The 17,463-nt window shown below is 73.2% G+C and carries 14 protein-coding genes; 5 read left to right on the forward strand and 9 right to left on the reverse strand.

The window, feature by feature from the left end; genetic code table 11:
- Positions 1–181 precede the first annotated feature (181 nt).
- Together OG299_RS10855 and OG299_RS10860 are read right to left on the reverse strand one after the other, a co-directional pair.
- Positions 182–1,333 carry an NAD(P)/FAD-dependent oxidoreductase gene (locus OG299_RS10855; protein WP_327361367.1) on the reverse strand — a complete coding sequence of 384 codons (1,152 nt, stop codon included), beginning with the start codon at positions 1,331–1,333 and terminating at the stop codon, positions 182–184.
- 114 nt (positions 1,334–1,447) lie between these two features.
- Positions 1,448–3,844: a collagenase gene (locus OG299_RS10860; RefSeq protein ID WP_327361368.1), complete on the reverse strand. Its 2,397-nt coding sequence runs from the start codon at positions 3,842–3,844 to the stop codon at positions 1,448–1,450.
- A gap of 202 nt (positions 3,845–4,046) precedes the next feature.
- On the opposite strand from OG299_RS10860, the gene OG299_RS10865 reads away from it, so the two are divergent.
- Positions 4,047–5,420, forward strand: coding sequence for an aminopeptidase P family protein (locus OG299_RS10865; protein ID WP_327361369.1), 1,374 nt, complete (start codon positions 4,047–4,049; stop codon positions 5,418–5,420).
- 89 nt (positions 5,421–5,509) lie between these two features.
- Here the strand turns inward: OG299_RS10865 and OG299_RS10870 are convergent, their stop codons facing one another.
- From OG299_RS10870 to OG299_RS10880, 3 genes are all read right to left on the reverse strand, one after another.
- The gene (locus OG299_RS10870) at positions 5,510–6,064 is read right to left on the reverse strand and encodes a hypothetical protein (RefSeq protein WP_327361370.1); all 555 of its coding nucleotides are present in this window, start codon (positions 6,062–6,064) and stop codon (positions 5,510–5,512) included.
- 89 nt (positions 6,065–6,153) lie between these two features.
- The gene (locus tag OG299_RS10875) at positions 6,154–6,579 is read right to left on the reverse strand and encodes a RidA family protein (RefSeq protein WP_327361371.1); all 426 of its coding nucleotides are present in this window, start codon (positions 6,577–6,579) and stop codon (positions 6,154–6,156) included.
- Positions 6,576–7,751, reverse strand: coding sequence for an acyl-CoA dehydrogenase family protein (locus OG299_RS10880; protein WP_327361372.1), 1,176 nt, complete (start codon positions 7,749–7,751; stop codon positions 6,576–6,578). Before OG299_RS10880 ends, OG299_RS10875 begins: the two co-directional genes overlap by 4 nt.
- 138 nt (positions 7,752–7,889) lie before the next feature.
- Between OG299_RS10880 and OG299_RS10885 the strand changes: the two genes are divergently transcribed.
- The 4 genes from OG299_RS10885 (at position 7,890) to OG299_RS10900 (ending at position 11,733) form a co-directional block, all read left to right on the forward strand.
- A complete protein-coding gene (locus OG299_RS10885; RefSeq protein WP_327361374.1) occupies positions 7,890–9,518 on the forward strand; it encodes an AMP-binding protein in 1,629 nt (542 codons plus the stop codon).
- A 28-nt stretch (positions 9,519–9,546) separates the two neighbouring features.
- Positions 9,547–10,353 (forward strand): PaaX family transcriptional regulator, encoded by an 807-nt coding sequence (locus OG299_RS10890; protein ID WP_266634118.1) that lies wholly within the window; start codon positions 9,547–9,549, stop codon positions 10,351–10,353.
- A gap of 73 nt (positions 10,354–10,426) precedes the next feature.
- Positions 10,427–11,266 carry a GNAT family N-acetyltransferase gene (locus OG299_RS10895; RefSeq protein WP_327361375.1) on the forward strand — a complete coding sequence of 280 codons (840 nt, stop codon included), beginning with the start codon at positions 10,427–10,429 and terminating at the stop codon, positions 11,264–11,266.
- A complete protein-coding gene (locus OG299_RS10900) occupies positions 11,263–11,733 on the forward strand; it encodes a hypothetical protein (protein WP_327361376.1) in 471 nt (156 codons plus the stop codon). The genes OG299_RS10895 and OG299_RS10900 overlap by 4 nt, the downstream gene beginning before the upstream one ends.
- Positions 11,734–11,740: 7 nt before the next feature.
- Here OG299_RS10900 and OG299_RS10905 read toward each other — a convergent pair whose 3' ends face one another.
- From OG299_RS10905 to OG299_RS10920, 4 genes are all read right to left on the reverse strand, one after another.
- Positions 11,741–14,041 carry a bifunctional salicylyl-CoA 5-hydroxylase/oxidoreductase gene (locus OG299_RS10905; protein WP_327361377.1) on the reverse strand — a complete coding sequence of 767 codons (2,301 nt, stop codon included), beginning with the start codon at positions 14,039–14,041 and terminating at the stop codon, positions 11,741–11,743.
- A 4-nt stretch (positions 14,042–14,045) separates the two neighbouring features.
- Complete coding sequence (locus OG299_RS10910) at positions 14,046–14,873, reverse strand: enoyl-CoA hydratase family protein (protein ID WP_266634110.1); 828 nt, start codon at positions 14,871–14,873, stop codon at positions 14,046–14,048.
- Positions 14,874–15,034: 161 nt separating this feature from the next.
- Entirely contained in the window at positions 15,035–16,048 is a 1,014-nt protein-coding gene (gene argF, locus OG299_RS10915; RefSeq protein WP_327361378.1) for an ornithine carbamoyltransferase, read from the reverse strand.
- 131 nt (positions 16,049–16,179) lie between these two features.
- The gene (locus OG299_RS10920; protein WP_266634105.1) at positions 16,180–17,406 is read right to left on the reverse strand and encodes an arginine deiminase; all 1,227 of its coding nucleotides are present in this window, start codon (positions 17,404–17,406) and stop codon (positions 16,180–16,182) included.
- Positions 17,407–17,463 lie beyond the last annotated feature (57 nt).

Genomic DNA, 17,463 nt, shown 5'->3' on the forward strand with positions numbered 1-17,463 from the left:
CCCCGCCCCTTCCCGATTCCCGGGGCTCCGCCCCGGACCCCGCGCCTCAAACGCCGGCGGGGCTGAGGCTGAGGCGCGGCGGTGCGGGCGCCCGCCCGCGCAGCGGTGCCGCACCGGCCCGGATTCGGGCCGAGCCCCGGACCTTTCGGCCCCGCGCAGCGAGGACCCGTACCGCGGGCGGTCATCGGGCCGGGTCCCGGTCGAAGCGGTTCGGGCGGAACGGGTGCAGGGGGAGCGGGGGTTCCGCCCCCGTCAGGGCGGCGGCGATCAGGACGCCCGTGGCCGGGGCCAGGCCGATGCCCGCGCCCTCGTGGCCGCAGGCGTGCAGGAGGCCCGGGAGGCGGGGGTCCGGGCCGATCGCCGGGAGGTGGTCAGGGAGGTAGGGTCGGAAGCCGTGGTAGGTGCGCAGCACCCGGGCGTCCGCCAGCACGGGGAAGAGGGCCGAAGCCTGCGCCGCCAGGCGGCGCAGGGCCTCCACCGACAGGGACCGGTCGAAGCCGACCCGCTCCCGGGTGGCCCCGATCAGCACCGGGCCCGACGGCGTGCCCTCGACCACCGCCGAGGACTGGAGCGCCGCCGAGCCGCTCGCGACGTCCGCGATGTAGTCGGCGGCGTAGACCTTGTGCCGGACCACCCTCGGCAGCGGCTCCGTCACCAGGACGAACCCGCGGCGCGGAAGCACCGGCAGGGACACCCCCGCCAGTTCCGCGATGCGGCCGCCCCAGGTCCCGGCCGCGTTCACCACCGCCGGGGCGAGGAGTTCACCGCCCCGCGTGCGGACCCCGCGGACACCCCCGGGCCCCGTCAGGATCCCGGTCACCTCCTGCCCCAGGTGCACCGAAGCACCCGATGCGGCCAGCAGCCTGGCCGCCGCCTGGGCCGGCTGGACCTGGGCGTCCTGCGGGTACAGGAACCCGCCGACCGGCCCCGGGGCCAGATGGGGCTCCAGCTCGCGGAGGTCGTCCACCCCCGCCTCGAGGGCCTCGACCCCGGCGGCGCGCTGGCCTTCGGCGAAATCTCGCAGCGCCCCCAGCGAAGCCTCGTCCGGGGCGACGACGAGCCCGCCCTTGGCCTCGTACTCGACCTCCTGCGGGAGGACCGCGGCGAGTTCGCGCCACAGGCCGGCCGACAGCAGGGCCAGGTCGAGCTCCGGGCCCGCCTCCTTGTCGGAGACGAGCAGGTTGCCTTCCCCGGCACCCGTCGTGCCGCCCGCGACGGGGCCGCGGTCCACGACGGCCACGGAGAGTCCGGAGCGGGCCGCGTAGTACGCGATCGCGGCTCCGACGACGCCGGCGCCGATGATCACGACGTCCAGGGGATGTCTCTTGGGCACGGCAGTAATATGTCACATTCTTTAGTCGGTGCCTAGGTCGGCCGGCCGGTCCGCGGACCGGCCCGCGTGCCGGTCCCTCCCCCCGTTGCGGAAGGGACCGGCACGGTCGCGGGATCAGCTGCGCAGCGGACCCTCACAGCTGTAACTCGACGTCCCCGCCTTGTGGTCGGTCCAGATCTCCACGGGGCCGAAGGAGCAGTTCATGTCGGCCAGGTTGTTCGAGGCCGCGCCCGCCCGGTCGAGGATGAAGTAGTCCACCGTCTCCGACATGTCCTTGAAGTTCTGGTCGTCGCTGCGCCAGTTCTTCAGGTTCGCGCTGATCCGGCCGGTGCAGGTGAACCGGCGCTTGCCCGGGTCCCCGTTCTCCACGCAGTCCGGGGTGTTGTACGTGGCCGTCGCGAAGGCCGACTTCACGTTCGCCAGCGCGGAGTCCCGCAGCCGGTCGTTGGGCGTGAAGACCGTGTTCGGCACGTAGAGCTGGTCGACCTTGGCGATCTGCGCGTCCAGGAAGCGGTCGTAGTCGCGCTGGAGGTAGGTGTCGGCGCCCATCCGGTGGCGCCACGCGTCGTACCCGGCGACGTCGTTGGCCCGCAGGTGGGTGTACATCTCGCGCAGCAGCGAGGGCTTCTCGGTCCACAGGAACTCGAAGAACGTGCCCGCGTAGTTGTAGAAGCGGAATCCGTCGCCCTCGTACGTGGCGTTCAGCAGCTGCTCGACCGACATCCGCGGGCCGCCGCCGGCGGTGTCGCCGATGACGCCCTTGACCAGGGACTTGCGGACGGCGATGCCGTTGTCGCGGGTGGCGCCGTCGAAGAACTCCGCGGTGCCCTCGTCCATGGCGGTGGTGCGGTCGCCCTCGTACCAGGGGCCCTCGCCGAAGAACCCGGGAACGGCGTACCGGCCGTTGAGGTAGTGCGTGTACTCGTGCCGGAAGAGCTCCTCGAGGGTGAGGGAGGAGTCCTGCGGGACGCGCCGCTGGTAGGTGTAGAAGGTGGCGCCGTTCTCGATGTACATGCCGCCGTTCGCGGTGCCGTAGCCGTACAGCATCGTCTGGTAGGTCACGTAGTCGGCGCGGGAGGCGTACAGCACGATGTTCAGCGTGGTGTTGGGGTCGCCGGCCAGGGGCTGGTCGGTCCCGAGCACCCGGTGGAACTGCGTCTTGACCTGCTTGCTCGCGTAGTAGAGCTGGTCGACGGTGGCCCGGTCGAGGGCCGTGCGGACCTTGATGGCGCCGTTGTCGTAGGTGTACGTGTTCGGGAAGAGCATCTTCTCGATGTCCTCCTTGCACACCCCGTACTGCTTGCACGCGTTGTAGGTGTTCAGCCAGGAGACGATCTTCGCCCAGGGCTCGCTGCCGTTGCCCCAGGCGGTCTTGACCGGCTCCAGGAGGCCGCCGAGGTCGGCGGATATCTGGTCCTGGAGGCCCTCGATCTGGCCGAAGCGGCCGTACTCGCCGAGCGCGTCGCGCACCACCCATTCGTTGGCGGTGCCCTTGAGGTGGGTGTATCCGGCGAAGGCCTTGAAGGCGGCCCGGTACGCGGAGTCGGCCTTGGCCGCGGCCTGGAAGGCGCTGTCCTGGTTGCCCGGGTACACGCCGAGGTAGTTGACGGTGAGGGCGGCGAGGGCCGCGCCGCCCCAGGCCGCGTCGGTGTTGGTCGCGGTGTGCGACGCGTCCAGGGTGGCCAGGACCTTCTTGACGAGGCCGAGCTGGCTCTGGCGCATGCCGGGGCCGGTCGCGTAGAGGGCTTCGCGCAGGGTGCGGGCGTTGGAGGCGGTGGCGTCGAAGGTGCGGGCCGCATTGCCGAAGTCGGTGACGGCCTTGCTCATCGCGCCGACGGTCGCGGCGTCGGTGAGGTCGATCTCGGAGCGCGAGAAGTCGTGGTACATCGCCGCGTGCAGGTACGTGAACATCTCCTCCAGGTGCGAGGAGTCACGGCCGTCGTGGGCGGCGGCCAGGCCGGATATCCGGCGGGAGACGGCCTGGACGTGTGCGTCGGACATGACGGGCACCAGGCGGGCGTCCCAGGTCCAGATCAGCCCGCGCAGACAGCCGTCGGCGGTGACGGCCGGGTCGGCCAGGAAGTCGGCGAACTGCTCGGGGCTCAGGCCCGTGATCCCGTCGAGGGTGCAGGGGACGCCCGCGGCGACGCTCTGCGCGGTGGCCGCGGTCTGGGCGGCGGCGGCGAGCTTGCGGCTCTTCTCGGCGCGCTCGGTGCGCTCGGCGGGAGCGGCGGCGGCCGGGGCGGCCCCGGGGACGCGGCCGTCGGCGGCCAGCCCGCCGGGGGCCTGGGCCGTGGCGGGCGCGGCCTGCTTGGGCGAGGCGAGGTGGTCGACCTCGTCGAAGGGGTTCGGGGCGGGCGCGCCGGAGGTGAAGGTGCCGGGCACGGCGGCGGGGGCGGCGAGCGCGGGCCGCTCGGCGGTCTGGGACACGGCCTGGCCGGCGGAGGCGAGCAGCGTCACCGCGACGGCGGCGGAGAGGAGGGACGTACGCACAGCTCTGTGCTGAGACACCAAAGACTCCTGGTTGGGAGGGGAGGTGGGGGAAGTGGTGCGCGAGGTGGTGCGTGAATACGCGAAATGCCTGAACTGCCCTGCGTCACACGGCGTTTGACGGGGATTAACGTGCCGCGGTGTGAGCTGTAACATAGTAATGTGAAATTGCACTGACAAGACCTGTGCGCCCACCAGTTCACATCTTCTTGAGGGAGCCCCGATGACCGACACCCCCTCCCGCCTCAACATCGGCAGCCACGACCTGCCGGTGTCACCGGAGTTGTCCCGTTTCATGGCCGCCGACTGGGCGTCGTCCCCCCTCCCCGACGCCGCGCGGGTCGGCGCGCACGAGGTCACCCCGGCCCGGCGCGCCCGGCTCTCGGCGCGCTTTCCGGGCGAGCGGCTGATCATCCCGGCCGGCGAGCTCAAGGTCCGCTCCAACGACTGCGACCACCGCTTCCGCCCGCACAGCGCGTACGCCTGGCTGACCGGGCTCACGGGCGAGGACCAGGTGGGCCACGTCCTGGTGCTGGAGCCCTCGGGCCCGCACGGCCACGAGGCCGTGCTGTACCTGCGCCCCCGCTCCCCGCGCGCGGACGGCAACGAGGAGTTCTACCGGGACCGCCGGTACGGGGAGTTCTGGGTCGGCCGCCGCCCCGACCTGGCGGAGGCCCGGCGGCTGACCGGCCTGCGCTGCGCCCACCTGGACGACCTCGGCTCCCCGGCGGGCCGCAATGCCGGGGTGGACCCGGAACTGGCCACCGCGCTCTCCGAGTTGCGCCTGGTCAAGGACGCCTGGGAGGTCGGGCAGCTCCAGCTCGCCGTCGACCACACGGCGGCCGGTTTCGAGGACGTCGTACGGGCGCTGCCGCGCGCCCTGGCGCACCCGCGCGGCGAGCGGTGGATCGAGGGGGTCTTCGGCCTGCGCGCCCGGGCGGAGGGGAACGGCACCGGGTACGACACGATCGCGGCGTCGGGCGCGCACGCGTGCGTCCTGCACTGGATCCGCAACGACGGCCGGCTCGACCGGGACGAACTGCTGCTGCTGGACGCGGGCGTGGAGACCGACAGCCTCTACACGGCGGACATCACGCGCACCCTCCCGCTGTCGGGGCGCTTCTCCCCCGTCCAGCGGCAGGTGTACGAGCTGGTGCTGGCGGCGCAGGACGCAGGTATGGCGGCGCTGCGCCCGGGCGCGAGTTTCCGGGACTTCCACCGGGCCGGGATGCGGGTGATCGCGGAGGGCCTGGCGGAGTGGGGCGTCCTGAAGGACGCTCGGGGCGACCTGCACCGGCGGTACACGCTGTGCAGCAGCGGTCACATGCTGGGACTGGACGTGCACGACTGCGCGAAGGCGCGCGCGGAGACCTACCTGGACGGGGTCCTGGAGGAGGGCCAGGTCCTGACGGTCGAGCCGGGCCTGTACCTGCAGCCGGACGACGAGACCCTGCCCCCGGAGCTGCGCGGCATCGGGGTGCGCATCGAGGACGACCTGGTCATCACGGCGAAGGGCGCCCGACTGATGTCAGGCGCCCTGCCCCGCACGGTCGCGGGGATCGAGGAATGGATGGGGACCCTCCTGGAGAGCCGGTGAAACCGGACGGTCAGTGACCGGTCGAGCCGGACGGTCAGTGGTGGTGGTCGGTGGTGGTGGGTGAAGCCGGGAGGCCGGCGGCCGAGTGGCTAGTGGCCACCGCCGCCTCCACCGCCCCCGCCGCCACCGTTCCCGCCGCCGTTCCCGCCGCCGCCGTCGTGGCCGCCGCCACCGCCGCCGTCGCCTCCGCCGCCGCCGCCGTAGCCTCCGCCGCCGCCGTCGTGGCCGCCACCGCCGCCGTCGTGGCCGCCACCGCCGCCGTCGCCGCCGCGGCCGGAGCCGTTGTCGCTCCAGCCATTGTCGTGACCGCCGCTCCAGTTGTTGTCGTTGCGGTTGTCATGGTTGGAGCGGTTGTCGTTCCAGCGGCCGTTGTTCCAGTTGTCGTTCCAGTTGGCGTTGTTGTGGCGGCCGTTGTCCGAGTCGTTGTCCCAGCACCAGCTGGGGCGGTCGTTCCAGTTGTGCCAGCGGGAGGAGTCGCAGCAGTCACGCCAGTTGTTGCTGCCGCGCCAGTCGTCGGAGCACCATCCCGAGTTGTTCTGCTGGGTCTGGGGAAGACCCGCGGCGAAAGCCCCGCCGACAGGCATCAGGCCGAGCGCGACGCCCGCGGCTCCTGCCACGATCGTCGCGGTGATGACACGGCGCATGACCATGCACCTCCGAGGATTGAGACATTCCTTACAAAAAGGTCATTTCCACCCTCACCCCTCCCTGGCTCGCTGTCAAAAGCACCTGGTCAGCGATCCGGCAACTCGGATACGGCCGTATCGAGTACGGCAATACCGTCCAGTTCGACCAGCGCGGGCTCGTCCCAGAGGCGGACGACCCCGATGACCGCCATCGCCGGGTACTCGCGGCCGGCCAGCCGGCGCCAGACACGGCCGAGTTCGGACGCATGGGTGCGGTAGGCATCCACGTCGACCGTGTAGACGGTCACCCGGACCAGGTCGGCCGGGGCGGCGCCGGATGCGGCGAGGGCCGTCAGGAGGTTGGCCAGAGCGCGTTCGAACTGCTCGGGCAGGGTGTCCCCGACCACCTTGCCCGAGGCGTCGAGCGCGGTCTGGCCCGCCAGGAAGACCAGCCGGGAGCCGCTCGCGGCCACGGCGTGGGAGAAGCCCGTCGGCGGCGAGAGCTCCGCCGGGTTGATCCGCTCGAGACTCACCGGTACAGCTCCTTCGCGATGATCGTGCGCTGGACCTCGCTCGCGCCCTCGTAGATGCGCGGGGCCCGGACCTCCCGGTACAGGTGCTCCAGCAGGTGGCCGCGCTGGAGGGCGACGGCGCCGTGCAGCTGGACCGCGTGGTCCACCACGTACTGGGCCGTCTCCGTCGCCAGCAGTTTCGCCATGGCCGACCGGCGCGGGACGTCCGGCGAGCCGGCGTCGTACGCGCCCGCCGCCGCGTAGACCAGGAGCCGGGCGGCCTCGGTGCGGGTGGCCATCTCGGCCACCCGGTGGCCCACCGCCTGGAGGTCGCCCAGTACCCCGCCGAACGCGGGCCGTGCCGCCGTGTAGGCGAGGGTCGCGTCCAGCGCGGCCCGGGCCATGCCGACGGCGAAGGCGCCCACGCTCGGCCGGAACAGGTTCAGCGTGTCCATCGCCACCCGGAAGCCGCGGCCGGGCTCGCCCAGCAGGTCCTGCGGGCCGACCGGGACCCCGTCGAAGGACAGCCGGCCGATCGGATGCGGGGAGAGCATGTCCAGGGGCTCGCCCGAGAGGCCGGGGCGGTCGGCCGGTACCAGGAAGGCGGTGACCCCCTTGGCGGCCGGGCCCTCGCCGGTCCGGGCGAACACCGTGTAGAAGTCCGCCTCGGGGGCGTTGGAGATCCAGCACTTCTCGCCGCTGAGCCGCCAGCCGCCCTTGCCGGCGCCACCGCCGCCGCCCGCGCCCGCGCCACCGCGCCCGCGCCCGTCCGCCGTGCTCGCGGTGTCCCGTACGGCCTGCAGCGCCAGCGCCGCCGCGTCCGAGCCCGCCCCCGGCTCGCTCAGCGCGAAGGCCGCCACCGCCCTCCCGGCCCGCACCTGCGGCAGCCAGCGCGCCCGCTGCTCCGGCGTCCCCGAGCTGAGCACCGGATGCGCCCCCAGCCCCTGGAGGGCGAGGGCCGTCTCGGCCTCCGTGCACCCGTACGCGAGGGATTCGCGGAGCAGGCACAGCTCCAGCGCCCCCGAGGTGAACACCCGCTCCAGCAGGCCCAGCTCGCCGAGTGCCGCGAGCAGCGGGCGGTTGACCCGTCCCGGCTCCCCCTTGTCGGCGATCGGCCGCAGCCGGTCCGCCGCCAGCGCGCGCAAGTGCCCGCACCACTCCTCTTGTTCCGCCCCGAGCGCGAATCCGGTCATCCGAATATCCCCGCTTCTATCGCGTCCTGTTGACTGCCGTCACCATCACGATACGCTCGTAGCGCACGTGCACGGCCTGCTCCGCCACTTCGGTCCCCCACCCGGGGGCCGCTGCCGTTGCAAGGGGGCGAACCCGCCTTGGAGCTCAAGCCTTCCGCCCACGCCGACACCTTCGCGCGCGACCACCTGCCGCCGCCCCACGCCTGGCCGCGGCTGCTGTTCGAGCTCCCCGAACTGGCCTATCCGGACCGGCTCAACTGCGGCGCCGAGCTGCTCGACACCACCGTCGCCCGGTTCGGGCCCGACCGCCCGGCCTTCCGCAGCGGCACGGGCGAGGTGTGGTCGTACGGAGAACTCCGCGAGCGCGTGGACCGCCTCGCGCACGTGCTCACGGCGGACCTCGGCGTGGTCCCCGGCAACCGGGTGCTGCTGCGCGGTCCCACCGGCCCGTGGCTCGCCGCCTGCTGGCTGGCGGTGATGAAGGCGGGCGCGGTGGCGGTGACGGTCCTCGCCCAGCAGCGGGCGCAGGAGCTGGCCACGGTCTGCGCGATGGCCCGGGTGCAGCACGCGCTGTGCCATGTCGGCGTGGTGGACGACCTGGCCAAGGCCGAGGTGCCCGGCCTGCGGATCACCCCGTACGGCGGCGAGGCCCCGGACGACCTGCTGCGACTGGCCGACCGGCACCAAGAGCCCTTCCGCGCCGTCGAGACCTCCGCCGACGACGTGGCCCTGATCGCCTTCACCTCGGGGACCACCGGGCGCCCCAAGGGCTGCATGCACTTCCACCGCGATCTGCTCTCCGTCGCCGACACCTTCTCCCGCAACGTCCTGCGCCCCCGCCCCGACGACGTCTTCGCGGGCAGTCCGCCGCTCGGCTTCACGTTCGGCCTCGGCGGCCTGGTCGTCTTCCCGCTGCGCGCCGGCGCCTCCGCGCTGCTGCTCGACCAGGCGGTCCCGCGCCGGCTGCTGCCCGCCCTCGCCGCGCACCGGGTCACGGTGCTGTTCACCGCGCCCACCGCGTACCGGGCGATGCTGGACGCCCTGGGCCCGTACGACGTGGGCGCGTACGACCTGTCCGCGCTGCGCCGCTGCGTCTCGGCGGGCGAGAACCTCCCGGCGGCCACCTGGCAGGCCTGGTACGAGCGCACCGGACTGCGGATCATCAACGGCATCGGCGCCACCGAGCTGCTGCACATCTTCATTTCCGCGGCCGACGAGGACATCCGTCCGGGGACGACCGGCCGCGTGGTGCCGGGCTGGCAGGCGCGGGTGGTGGACGCCTCCGGCCGCCCGGTCGCGGACAACGAGCCGGGGCTGCTGGCCGTCCGCGGCCCGGTGGGCTGCCGCTACCTGGCGGACCCGCGGCAGGAGGAGTACGTACGGGACGGCTGGAACCTGACCGGGGACACCTACGTCCGCGATCCGGAGGGGTACTTCCGCTACGTGGCGCGCGCCGACGACATGATCGTCTCGGCGGGCTACAACATCGCCGGTCCGGAGGTGGAGGAAGCCCTGATGCGCCACCCGGACGTGGTGGAGGCCGCGGTGGTGGGCCGCCCGGACGAGCGACGCGGGCAGATCGTGGTGGCGTACACCGTCCTGCGGGCGGGCACGGCGCTGACGGAGGAGGCCCTGCGCACGTTCATGCGGGCGGAACTGGCCCCGCACAAGTGCCCGCGCTCCTTCGTCTTCCTCCCCGCGCTCCCGCGGACCGCGACGGGAAAACTGCAGCGGTTCCGGCTGCGCGACGCCACGAGCCCGGGCTGACCGCCCGGCCGCCCCCTACAGTGAACCCGTGGTCGAGCAGCACACTCCGCGATCCCTGATCGTCACGTTCTACGGAGCCTACGGGCGGGCCTTCGAGGGCCCGGTCCCGGTGTCGGCGCTGGTCCGCCTGCTGGGCGCGGCCGGCGTGGACGCCCCGTCGGTCCGTTCGTCGGTGTCCCGGCTGAAGCGGCGCGGCTTCCTGCTGCCCGCGCGCGCCGCGGACGGCTCGGCGGGGTACGCGCTCTCGGCGGAGGCGCGGCAGCTGCTGGACGACGGCGACCGGCGGATCTACGGGGACCGTGACGCGCACCCGCCGGGGGAATGGCTGCTGGCGGTGTTCTCGGTACCGGAGCAGGAACGGAGCAAGCGGCACCTGCTGCGCTCGCGGCTCGCCCGGCTCGGCTTCGGCGCGGTGGCGCCGGGGGTGTGGATCGCCCCCGCCCACCTGTACGAGGAGACCGGGCACACCCTGGACCGGCTGCGCCTGACGGCGTACGTGGAGCTGTTCCGCGGCGGCCACCTCGGCTTCGCCCCGACCGCCGAGGCGGTGGCCCGGTGGTGGGACCTGACCTCGCTGGCCAAGCAGCACGAGGAGTTCCTCGACCTGCACGAGCCGGTGCTGCGCGCCTTCCAGTCGGGCCCGGCGCCCACCCCGGAGGAGGCCTACCGCGGCTACCTCCTGGCCCTGGACACCTGGCGCCGCCTGCCGTACGCCGATCCGGGCCTGCCGCGCGAGCTGCTGCCGGCGGACTGGCCGGGCGACCGGGCGGCGGCGGTCTTCGCCGAACTGCACGCCCGGCTGCGGGACATCGGGGCGGGGTTCCTGGAGCCTTAGGGGATGTCGAGCCTAGCCCCGGCCCGGGTGAAATCGGTGTGCGCGGGGAAACGATCCGGCGCCATCATGAGCCATGACCTGGACCTTCACCCATGACCTGGCGGCCTATCTGGCCGCGGCGGGCCCGGCCGTGGCCGGTGAGCCCGTCGCCAACACCTCCCTGCTGACCGTGGCCGACGCGCTGGAGCGGCGCGGTCTGCACGCCTACGGATCCGACGAGCCGTTCTTCGGCTGGTGGACCGCCGCCGACGGGAGCGTCGCCGGCGCCCTGCTGTGCACCCCGCCGCGCCCGCTGCTGATCGGGGCGCTGCCGGACGAGGCCGTCCGGGGGCTGGGGGCCGCGCTCGCCGCCGAGCCGCTGCTCGCCGGGGTCGAAGCGCTGATCGCCCGCCGCCGCGACGCGGAGGCGCTGGCCGCGGCCTGGGGGAGGCCGAGCGAGGTCACCGAGGAGAACCGGCTGTACCGGCTCGCCGGACTCGTCGCCCCGGATCCCGTCCCGGCCGGGCGGGCCCGGACCGCCACCGGGGCCGATCTGCCGCTGCTGATGGACTGGGCCGGCGCCTTCAAGCGGGAGACCGGGGAGCCGGGCGGCCCCTCCGAGGCGTTCCTGCGCGACCGGCTCTCGTACGGGGGCATGCTGCTCTGGGAGGACGCCGGGACTCCGGTGTCGATGGCCGGGTTCTTCCGCCCGATCGGCTCGGCCGCCCGCGTCGGGCCCGTGTACACCCCGCCGGAGCTCCGCGGCCGCGGGTACGCCGCCGGGGTCACGTACGCGGTGAGCGAAGCGGCGTACGCGGCCGGCGCCTCGGAGGTGCTGCTCTTCACGGACCTGGCCAACCCCACCAGCAACGGCGTCTACCAGCGCCTGGGCTACACCCCGGTCGAGGACCGCATCGAGGTGGCGGCGCTGTGAGCACCTCCGGGGAACCCGGCGCCCGCGACGGGCCCGAGGACCCGCTCGAACCCCTCTGGATGCTGGCCGCCAACGTCGTGCAGTGGCGCCGCCTGGGCGAGGACGGACGGGACCTGCGTCCGGGCACGAAGACGTTCGCGGGCGGCGCCAGGGTCTACGTCTTCGACATGCCGGACGGCTGGGACTGCTGCCTGGTCGTCGGCCGCCCCCGGCACACCCGGCGCTCCGTGCAGGCTTACGTCCACACCCGCCATCTGCACGCCTTCCGGCCGAAGCTGGTGCGCAGCCCGGCCGTACTGCGCACCGCCGGCTGGTCGAGGTTCTGGCGCGAGACGGCCGGGGCGGACGTGGCGGAGGCGGCCCGGGCACTGGAGCGCCACGCCGGGGAGCTGCGCAGCGGGCGGTGGCCGGACCGGCGGCATCCGGAGCCCTGCCTGTGCCATGCGTGCCTGACGGTCGCCGGGTGAACGCGCCTCAGCCGCGGCCGGCCGGCGGTTTGCGGCTGCCGGCCCGGTAGGGGGCGGGCCAGGGGGCCGCCGGGCCGGCGTAGGACTGGTCGGCGGCCGCGTGCAGGGTCCAGTGCGGGTCGTACAGGTGGGGGCGGCCGACGGCGCAGAGGTCGGCGCGGCCCGCCAGCAGCAGGGAGTTCACGTCGTCCCAGGAGGAGATCGCGCCGACGGCGATGACCGGGACGCCCAGTGCGTTGCGGATCCGGTCCGCGTACGGGGTCTGGTACGAGCGCCCGTACTCGGGGCTCTCGTCCGCCACCACCTGGCCGGTCGACACGTCGATGGCGTCGGCGCCGTGGGCGGCGAAGGCGGCCGCGATGTCCACCGCGTCCTGGGCGGAGGTGCCGCCCGGGGCCCAGTCGGTGGCGGAGATGCGGACGGTCATCGGGCGGTCGTCGGGCCAGACGGCGCGGACCGCGTCGAAGACCTCCAGCGGGAACCGGAGGCGGTTCTCCAGCGGGCCTCCGTAGGCGTCCGTACGGTGGTTGGTGAGCGGGGACAGGAAGCCGGACAGCAGGTAGCCGTGGGCGCAGTGCAGTTCCAGCAGGTCGAACCCGCAGCCGGCGGCCCGTACCGCGGCGGCCGCGAAATCGGAGCGGACCGACGCCAGGTCCTGCGCCGTCAGTGCGCGCGGCACGGCCGAGACGCCCTGCCGGTAGGGCGCCTCCGAGGCCGCCACGACCGGCCAGTTGCCCTCCGGGAGGGGGTCGTCCATGCCCTCCCACATCAGCCGCGTCGAGCCCTTGGGACCTGAGTGGCCGAGCTGGACGCCGAGCGCGGTTCCGGGCGCGGAGGTGTGCACGAAGTCGGCGATCCGGGTCCAGGCAGCCGCCTGCTCCGCCGTGTACAGGCCGGTGCAGCCGGGGGTGATCCGGCCCTCGGCGGACACGCAGACCATCTCGGTCATCACCAGGGCGGCCCCGCCGAGGGCCCGCGCGCCCAGGTGCACCAGGTGGAAGTCCCCGGGCGTCCCGTCGCCGTCCTGCGCGGAGTACATGTCCATCGGGGAGACCACGACCCGGTTGCGCAGGGTCAGCCCGCGCAGCTTCAGCGGCGTGAACATCGGCGGGGTGTCCGCGTCCGGGCAGCCGAAGTCCCGTTCCACGGCCCGGGTGAACCGCTCGTCGCGCAGCCGCAGGTTGTCGTGGGTCACCCGGCGGCTGCGGGTGAGCAGGTTGAAGGCGAACTGCCGGGCTGGCTGGTCCACGTACCCGGCGAGTTCCTCGAACCACCGCATGCTGGCGGCGGCGGCCCGCTGGGTCGAGGCCACCGCCGGCCGCCGTGCCGTCTCGTACGCGGCCAGGGCGGCGGGCACGTCCGGCTGCGCCCCCGGCTCGGCGGCGGCCACCGCCGCGGCCACCGCTTCGGCGAGGGCGAGCGCGTCCTCCACGGCCAGCTTGGTGCCGGATCCGATGGAGAAGTGCGCGGTGTGCGCCGCGTCGCCGAGCAGGACCACGTTGCCGTGGGACCACCGCTCGTTGACGACCGTACGGAACTCCGTCCACGCCGAGCGGTTGCCGTGCAGCGGCCGGCCGCGCAGGGCCTCGCCGAAGATCTTGGCGCAGCGGGCGGCCGATTCGTCCTCGTCGCACAGGTCGAGGCCGGCGGCCCGCCACACCTTCTCGTGCATCTCCACGATCACGGTGGAGGCGTCCGCGGAGTACGGGTAGGCGTGCAGCTGCATGACGCCGTGCTCGGTCTCGGCGATCTCGAAGCGGAACGCGTCGAAGGCGAAGTCGGCGGCGAGCCAGATGTACCGGCAGTGCCCGCTCGTCAGCGTCGGCCGGAAGTGCGCTGCGCCGCTCTGGCGGGTCGCGCTGTGCACTCCGTCGGCCGCGACCACCAGGTCGTACGAGGCCGCCAGCAGCGCGGCGGCCGGCGCCCCGGTGCGGAAGCGGAGCTGCACCCCGAGCCCGGCGCAGCGCTCGTGCAGGATCTCGAGCAGCCGGCGCCGCCCGATGGCGGCGAAGCCGTGGCCGCCGGAGGTCAGCAGCCGCCCGCGGTGGACGATGTCGATGTCGTCCCAGCGCACGAACTCCGCGCCGAGGGCGGCGTAGACCACGGTGTCGGCCGCTTCGATGCCGCCGAGGGTCTCGTCGGAGAGCACCACGCCGAAGCCGAAGGTGTCCTCGGGGGCGCCGCGTTCCCAGACCTCCACGGTGTGGCCCTGGCGGGCCAGCAGTGCGGCGGCGTACAGGCCCCCCGGCCCGCCGCCGACGACGGCGACCCGCAATGCGCTGCCGACCCGCATGGTGCCCGCAGCCATGGCGCTACCTGCCCTCCCACTCCGGGGGCCGCTTCGTGGTGAAGGCGGCGTGGAACTCGGCGTAGTCCCGGCCGTTCATCAGCAGGGCCTGGGTGTTGGCGTCGAGCTCGACCGACGCGGCCAGCGGCATGTCGAGTTCGGCGGTCAGCAGCGCCTTGGTCTGCGCGTACGCGAGGGCCGGGCCGGCCGCGAGGTGCGCGGCGAGCTCCGCGGCCCGTACGCCGGCCTTGCCCTCCTCGGTGACCTCGCTGAGCAGGCCGATGCGCTCGGCCTCCGGCGCGCGTACGGGCTCTCCGAGCATCAGCAGCCGGGTGGCGTGGCCGAGGCCGACGACGCGGGGCAGCAGGTACGCGGCGCCCATGTCCCCGCCGGAGAGGCCGACGCGGGTGAAGAGGAACGCGAAGCGGGCGGTGGGGTCGGCGATCCGGAAGTCGGCGGCGAGCGCGAGGACGGCGCCGGCGCCGGCGGCGACCCCGTGCACGGCGGCGATCACCGGGAAGGGGCATTCGCGGACGGCCCGCACCACCTGGCCGGTCATCCGGTTGAAGTCGAGGAGCTGGGCGGTGTCCATGGCGAGGGTGGCGCCGATGATCTCGTCGACGTCGCCGCCGGAGCAGAACCCGCGCCCCTCGCCGCCGAGCACGAGGGCGCGCACGGACCGCTCCCGGGAGAGCTCGGCGAGCAGATCGCGCAGGTCGGCGTAGGCGCCGAAGGTGAGGGCGTTGAGTTTCTCGGGGCGGTCGAGGGTGACGGTGGCCACGCCGTCCTGCCGGGTCACCCGCAGGTGGCGCCACCGTTCGGTCGCTGCTGTGGAACCGATGAAGGGGCTCACACGATCGACGGTATCACTGCATCGTGACTGCCGTCACAGAAACGCGACACACTCGGCATGGTCGAAAGCGTCAGCACCTCACCGCGGACGGGAAGGCCGCCCGGCTCACCCCGCCGACCCGGCCCGCATGACTATGCGGCGCTGCGCGGCATCAGCCGCAACTAGTCGGTGTCGGGCCGGGCGAGGGTCGCGACGAGCACGGCCTTGATGGTGTGCAGCCGGTTCTCCGACTCGTCGAAGACGAGGGAGTGCACGGATTCGAACACCTCGTCCGTCACCTCCAGCGACTCCAGCCCGTGCCGCTCGTGGATCTCCCGGCCGACCTTGGTGCCCAGGTCGTGGAAGGCGGGCAGGCAGTGCAGGAACTTCACGTCCGGGTTCCCGGTCGCGCGCAGCACGTCCATCGTGACGGCGTACGGGGCCAGGGCGCCGATCCGCTCGTCCCAGACCTCCTTGGGCTCGCCCATGGAGACCCACACGTCGGTGGCGACGAAGTCCGCCTGGGCCACGCCCTCGGCGACGTTCTCGGTCAGCGTGATGCGGGCACCGCTGGCGGCCGCGAGCCGGCGCGCCTGCGACACCACCGACTCGCCCGGCCAGTAGGCCTTCGGCGCGACGATGCGTACGTCCATGCCGAGCAGCGCACCGGTCACCAGGTAGGAGTTGCCCATGTTGAAGCGGGCGTCGCCGAGGTAGGCGAAGGTGATCCGGTCCAGCGGCTTGGCGCAGTGCTCGGTCATGGTGAGCACGTCGGCCAGCATCTGGGTGGGGTGCCAGTCGTCGGTGAGCCCGTTGAACACCGGCACGCCGGAGTGGGCGGCGAGCGCCTCGACGGCCGCCTGGCTGTCACCCCGGTACTCGATGCCGTCGAACATCCGGCCGAGCACCCGCGCCGTGTCCTTGACCGACTCCTTGTGGCCGATCTGGGAGCTGACCGGGTCGAGGTAGGTGGTGTGGGCGCCCTGGTCGGCGGCGGCGACCTCGAACGCGCAGCGGGTGCGCGTCGAGGTCTTCTCGAAGATCAGCGCGATGTTCCTGCCCTGGAGGAGGCGCTGCTCGGCCCCGGCCTTCTTGGCGGCCTTGAGGTCGGCGGCGAGCTCGATCAGGCCGCGGAACTCGGCGGCGGAAAAGTCGAGCTCCTTGAGGAAACTGCGGCCGACGAGGTCGGTGGCCATCGGGGTACTCCAGGGTCGCGCTGACAGGGGATGCTGGAAGTGTATACGCTCGCCTGCATTGATATACAGCCCCCATCCACCGGCCCGCCGACCTCCGCTTCCGCCGGTCCCCTGTTGCGCGGTCCTCCGGGTCAGGCCGGGTCCCGCTCCACCGGGCAGCTCATGCACCGCGGCCCGCCGCGGCCCCGCCCGAGCTCGCTGCCCGGGATCTCGATGACCTCGATGCCCTCCTTGCGCAGGTGCGTGTTGGTCGTCACGTTCCGCTCGTAGGCCACCACCACCCCCGGCTCGACGGCCAGCACGTTGCAGCCGTCGTCCCACTGCTCGCGCTCCGCCGCGTGCACGTCCTGCGTCGCGGTCAGCACCCGGATCGAATCCAGCCCGAGCGCGGCCGCGATCGCCCGGTGCATGTGCTCCGGCGGATGGTCGGTCACCTTCAGCTCCTGCAGGCCGGCGCCCGGCTCGATCGTGTAGGAGCGCAGCATGCCGAGGCCCGCGTACTGCGTGAACGTGTCTCCGTCCACCATCGTCATCACCGTGTCCAGGTGCATGAAGGCCCGCCGCTTCGGCATGTCCAGCGCCACGATCGTGGTCGCCGATCCGGCCGCGAACAGGCCCCGCGCGAGCATCTCCACCGCCTGCGGCGTCGTCCGCTCGCTCATCCCGATCAGTACCGCGCCGTTGCCGATGACGAGCACGTCACCGCCCTCGATGGTCGAGGGGTAGTCCGCCTGCCCCTGCGACCAGTAGTGGAAGGCCCCCGAGGAGGTGAAGAGCGGGTGGTGCTTGTAGATCGCCTCGAAGTGCACCGTCTCGCGCTGCCGGGCCGGCCAGCGCATCGCGTTGATGGACACCCCGTCGTAGATCCAGGCGGAGGTGTCCCGGGTGAACAGGTGGTTGGGCAGCGGCCCCAGCAGGAAGTCGTCCAGCTCCATGGCGTGGAAGCGCACCGACACCGGCTCGGCGTGCCGCTCCAGGTACTCCCGCTTGGTCATCCCGCCGACCAGCGCCTCGGCCAGCCCGGTCGCCGGCAGCTGGTCGAAGACCGCGCGCAGGTGGTCGGTGGCGAGCGGCCCGTACTCCTTCTCGTCGAACACCCGGTCCAGTACGAGGTGTCTGGCCTCCGGGATGTCCAGGGCCTCGCACAGCAGGTCGCCGAAGAGGTGCACCTCCACGCCGCGGTCGCGCAGGACGTCCGCGAAGCCGTCGTGCTCCTGGCGGGCCCGGCGCACCCACAGCACGTCGTCGAAGAGCAGTGCGTCCTTGTTGCTCGGTGTGAGCCGCTTCAGCTCCAGGTCGGGCCGGTGGAGGATGACGCGGCGAAGCCGCCCGGTCTCGGAGTCGACATGGAATCCCATGGCGTACACGTTCGCAGACCGGACGGCCTTTTGATGTGGCGTTCGCTCAGGAGACCG

Origin of the sequence: Streptomyces sp. NBC_01296 (assembly GCF_035984415.1) — a bacterium.
Classification (GTDB): Bacteria; Actinomycetota; Actinomycetes; order Streptomycetales; family Streptomycetaceae; genus Streptomyces.

Coding starts and splice junctions, on each gene's coding strand:
- OG299_RS10920 (WP_266634105.1), bottom strand. CDS start 17,406: ATGGGATTCCATGTCGACTCCGAGACCGGGCGGCTTCGCCGCGTCATC.
- OG299_RS10870 (WP_327361370.1), bottom strand. CDS start 6,064: ATGCGCCGTGTCATCACCGCGACGATCGTGGCAGGAGCCGCGGGCGTC.
- argF (WP_327361378.1), bottom strand. CDS start 16,048: ATGGCCACCGACCTCGTCGGCCGCAGTTTCCTCAAGGAGCTCGACTTT.
- OG299_RS10905 (WP_327361377.1), bottom strand. CDS start 14,041: ATGGCTGCGGGCACCATGCGGGTCGGCAGCGCATTGCGGGTCGCCGTC.
- OG299_RS10865 (WP_327361369.1), top strand. CDS start 4,047: ATGACCGACACCCCCTCCCGCCTCAACATCGGCAGCCACGACCTGCCG.
- OG299_RS10880 (WP_327361372.1), bottom strand. CDS start 7,751: ATGACCGGATTCGCGCTCGGGGCGGAACAAGAGGAGTGGTGCGGGCAC.
- OG299_RS10895 (WP_327361375.1), top strand. CDS start 10,427: ATGACCTGGACCTTCACCCATGACCTGGCGGCCTATCTGGCCGCGGCG.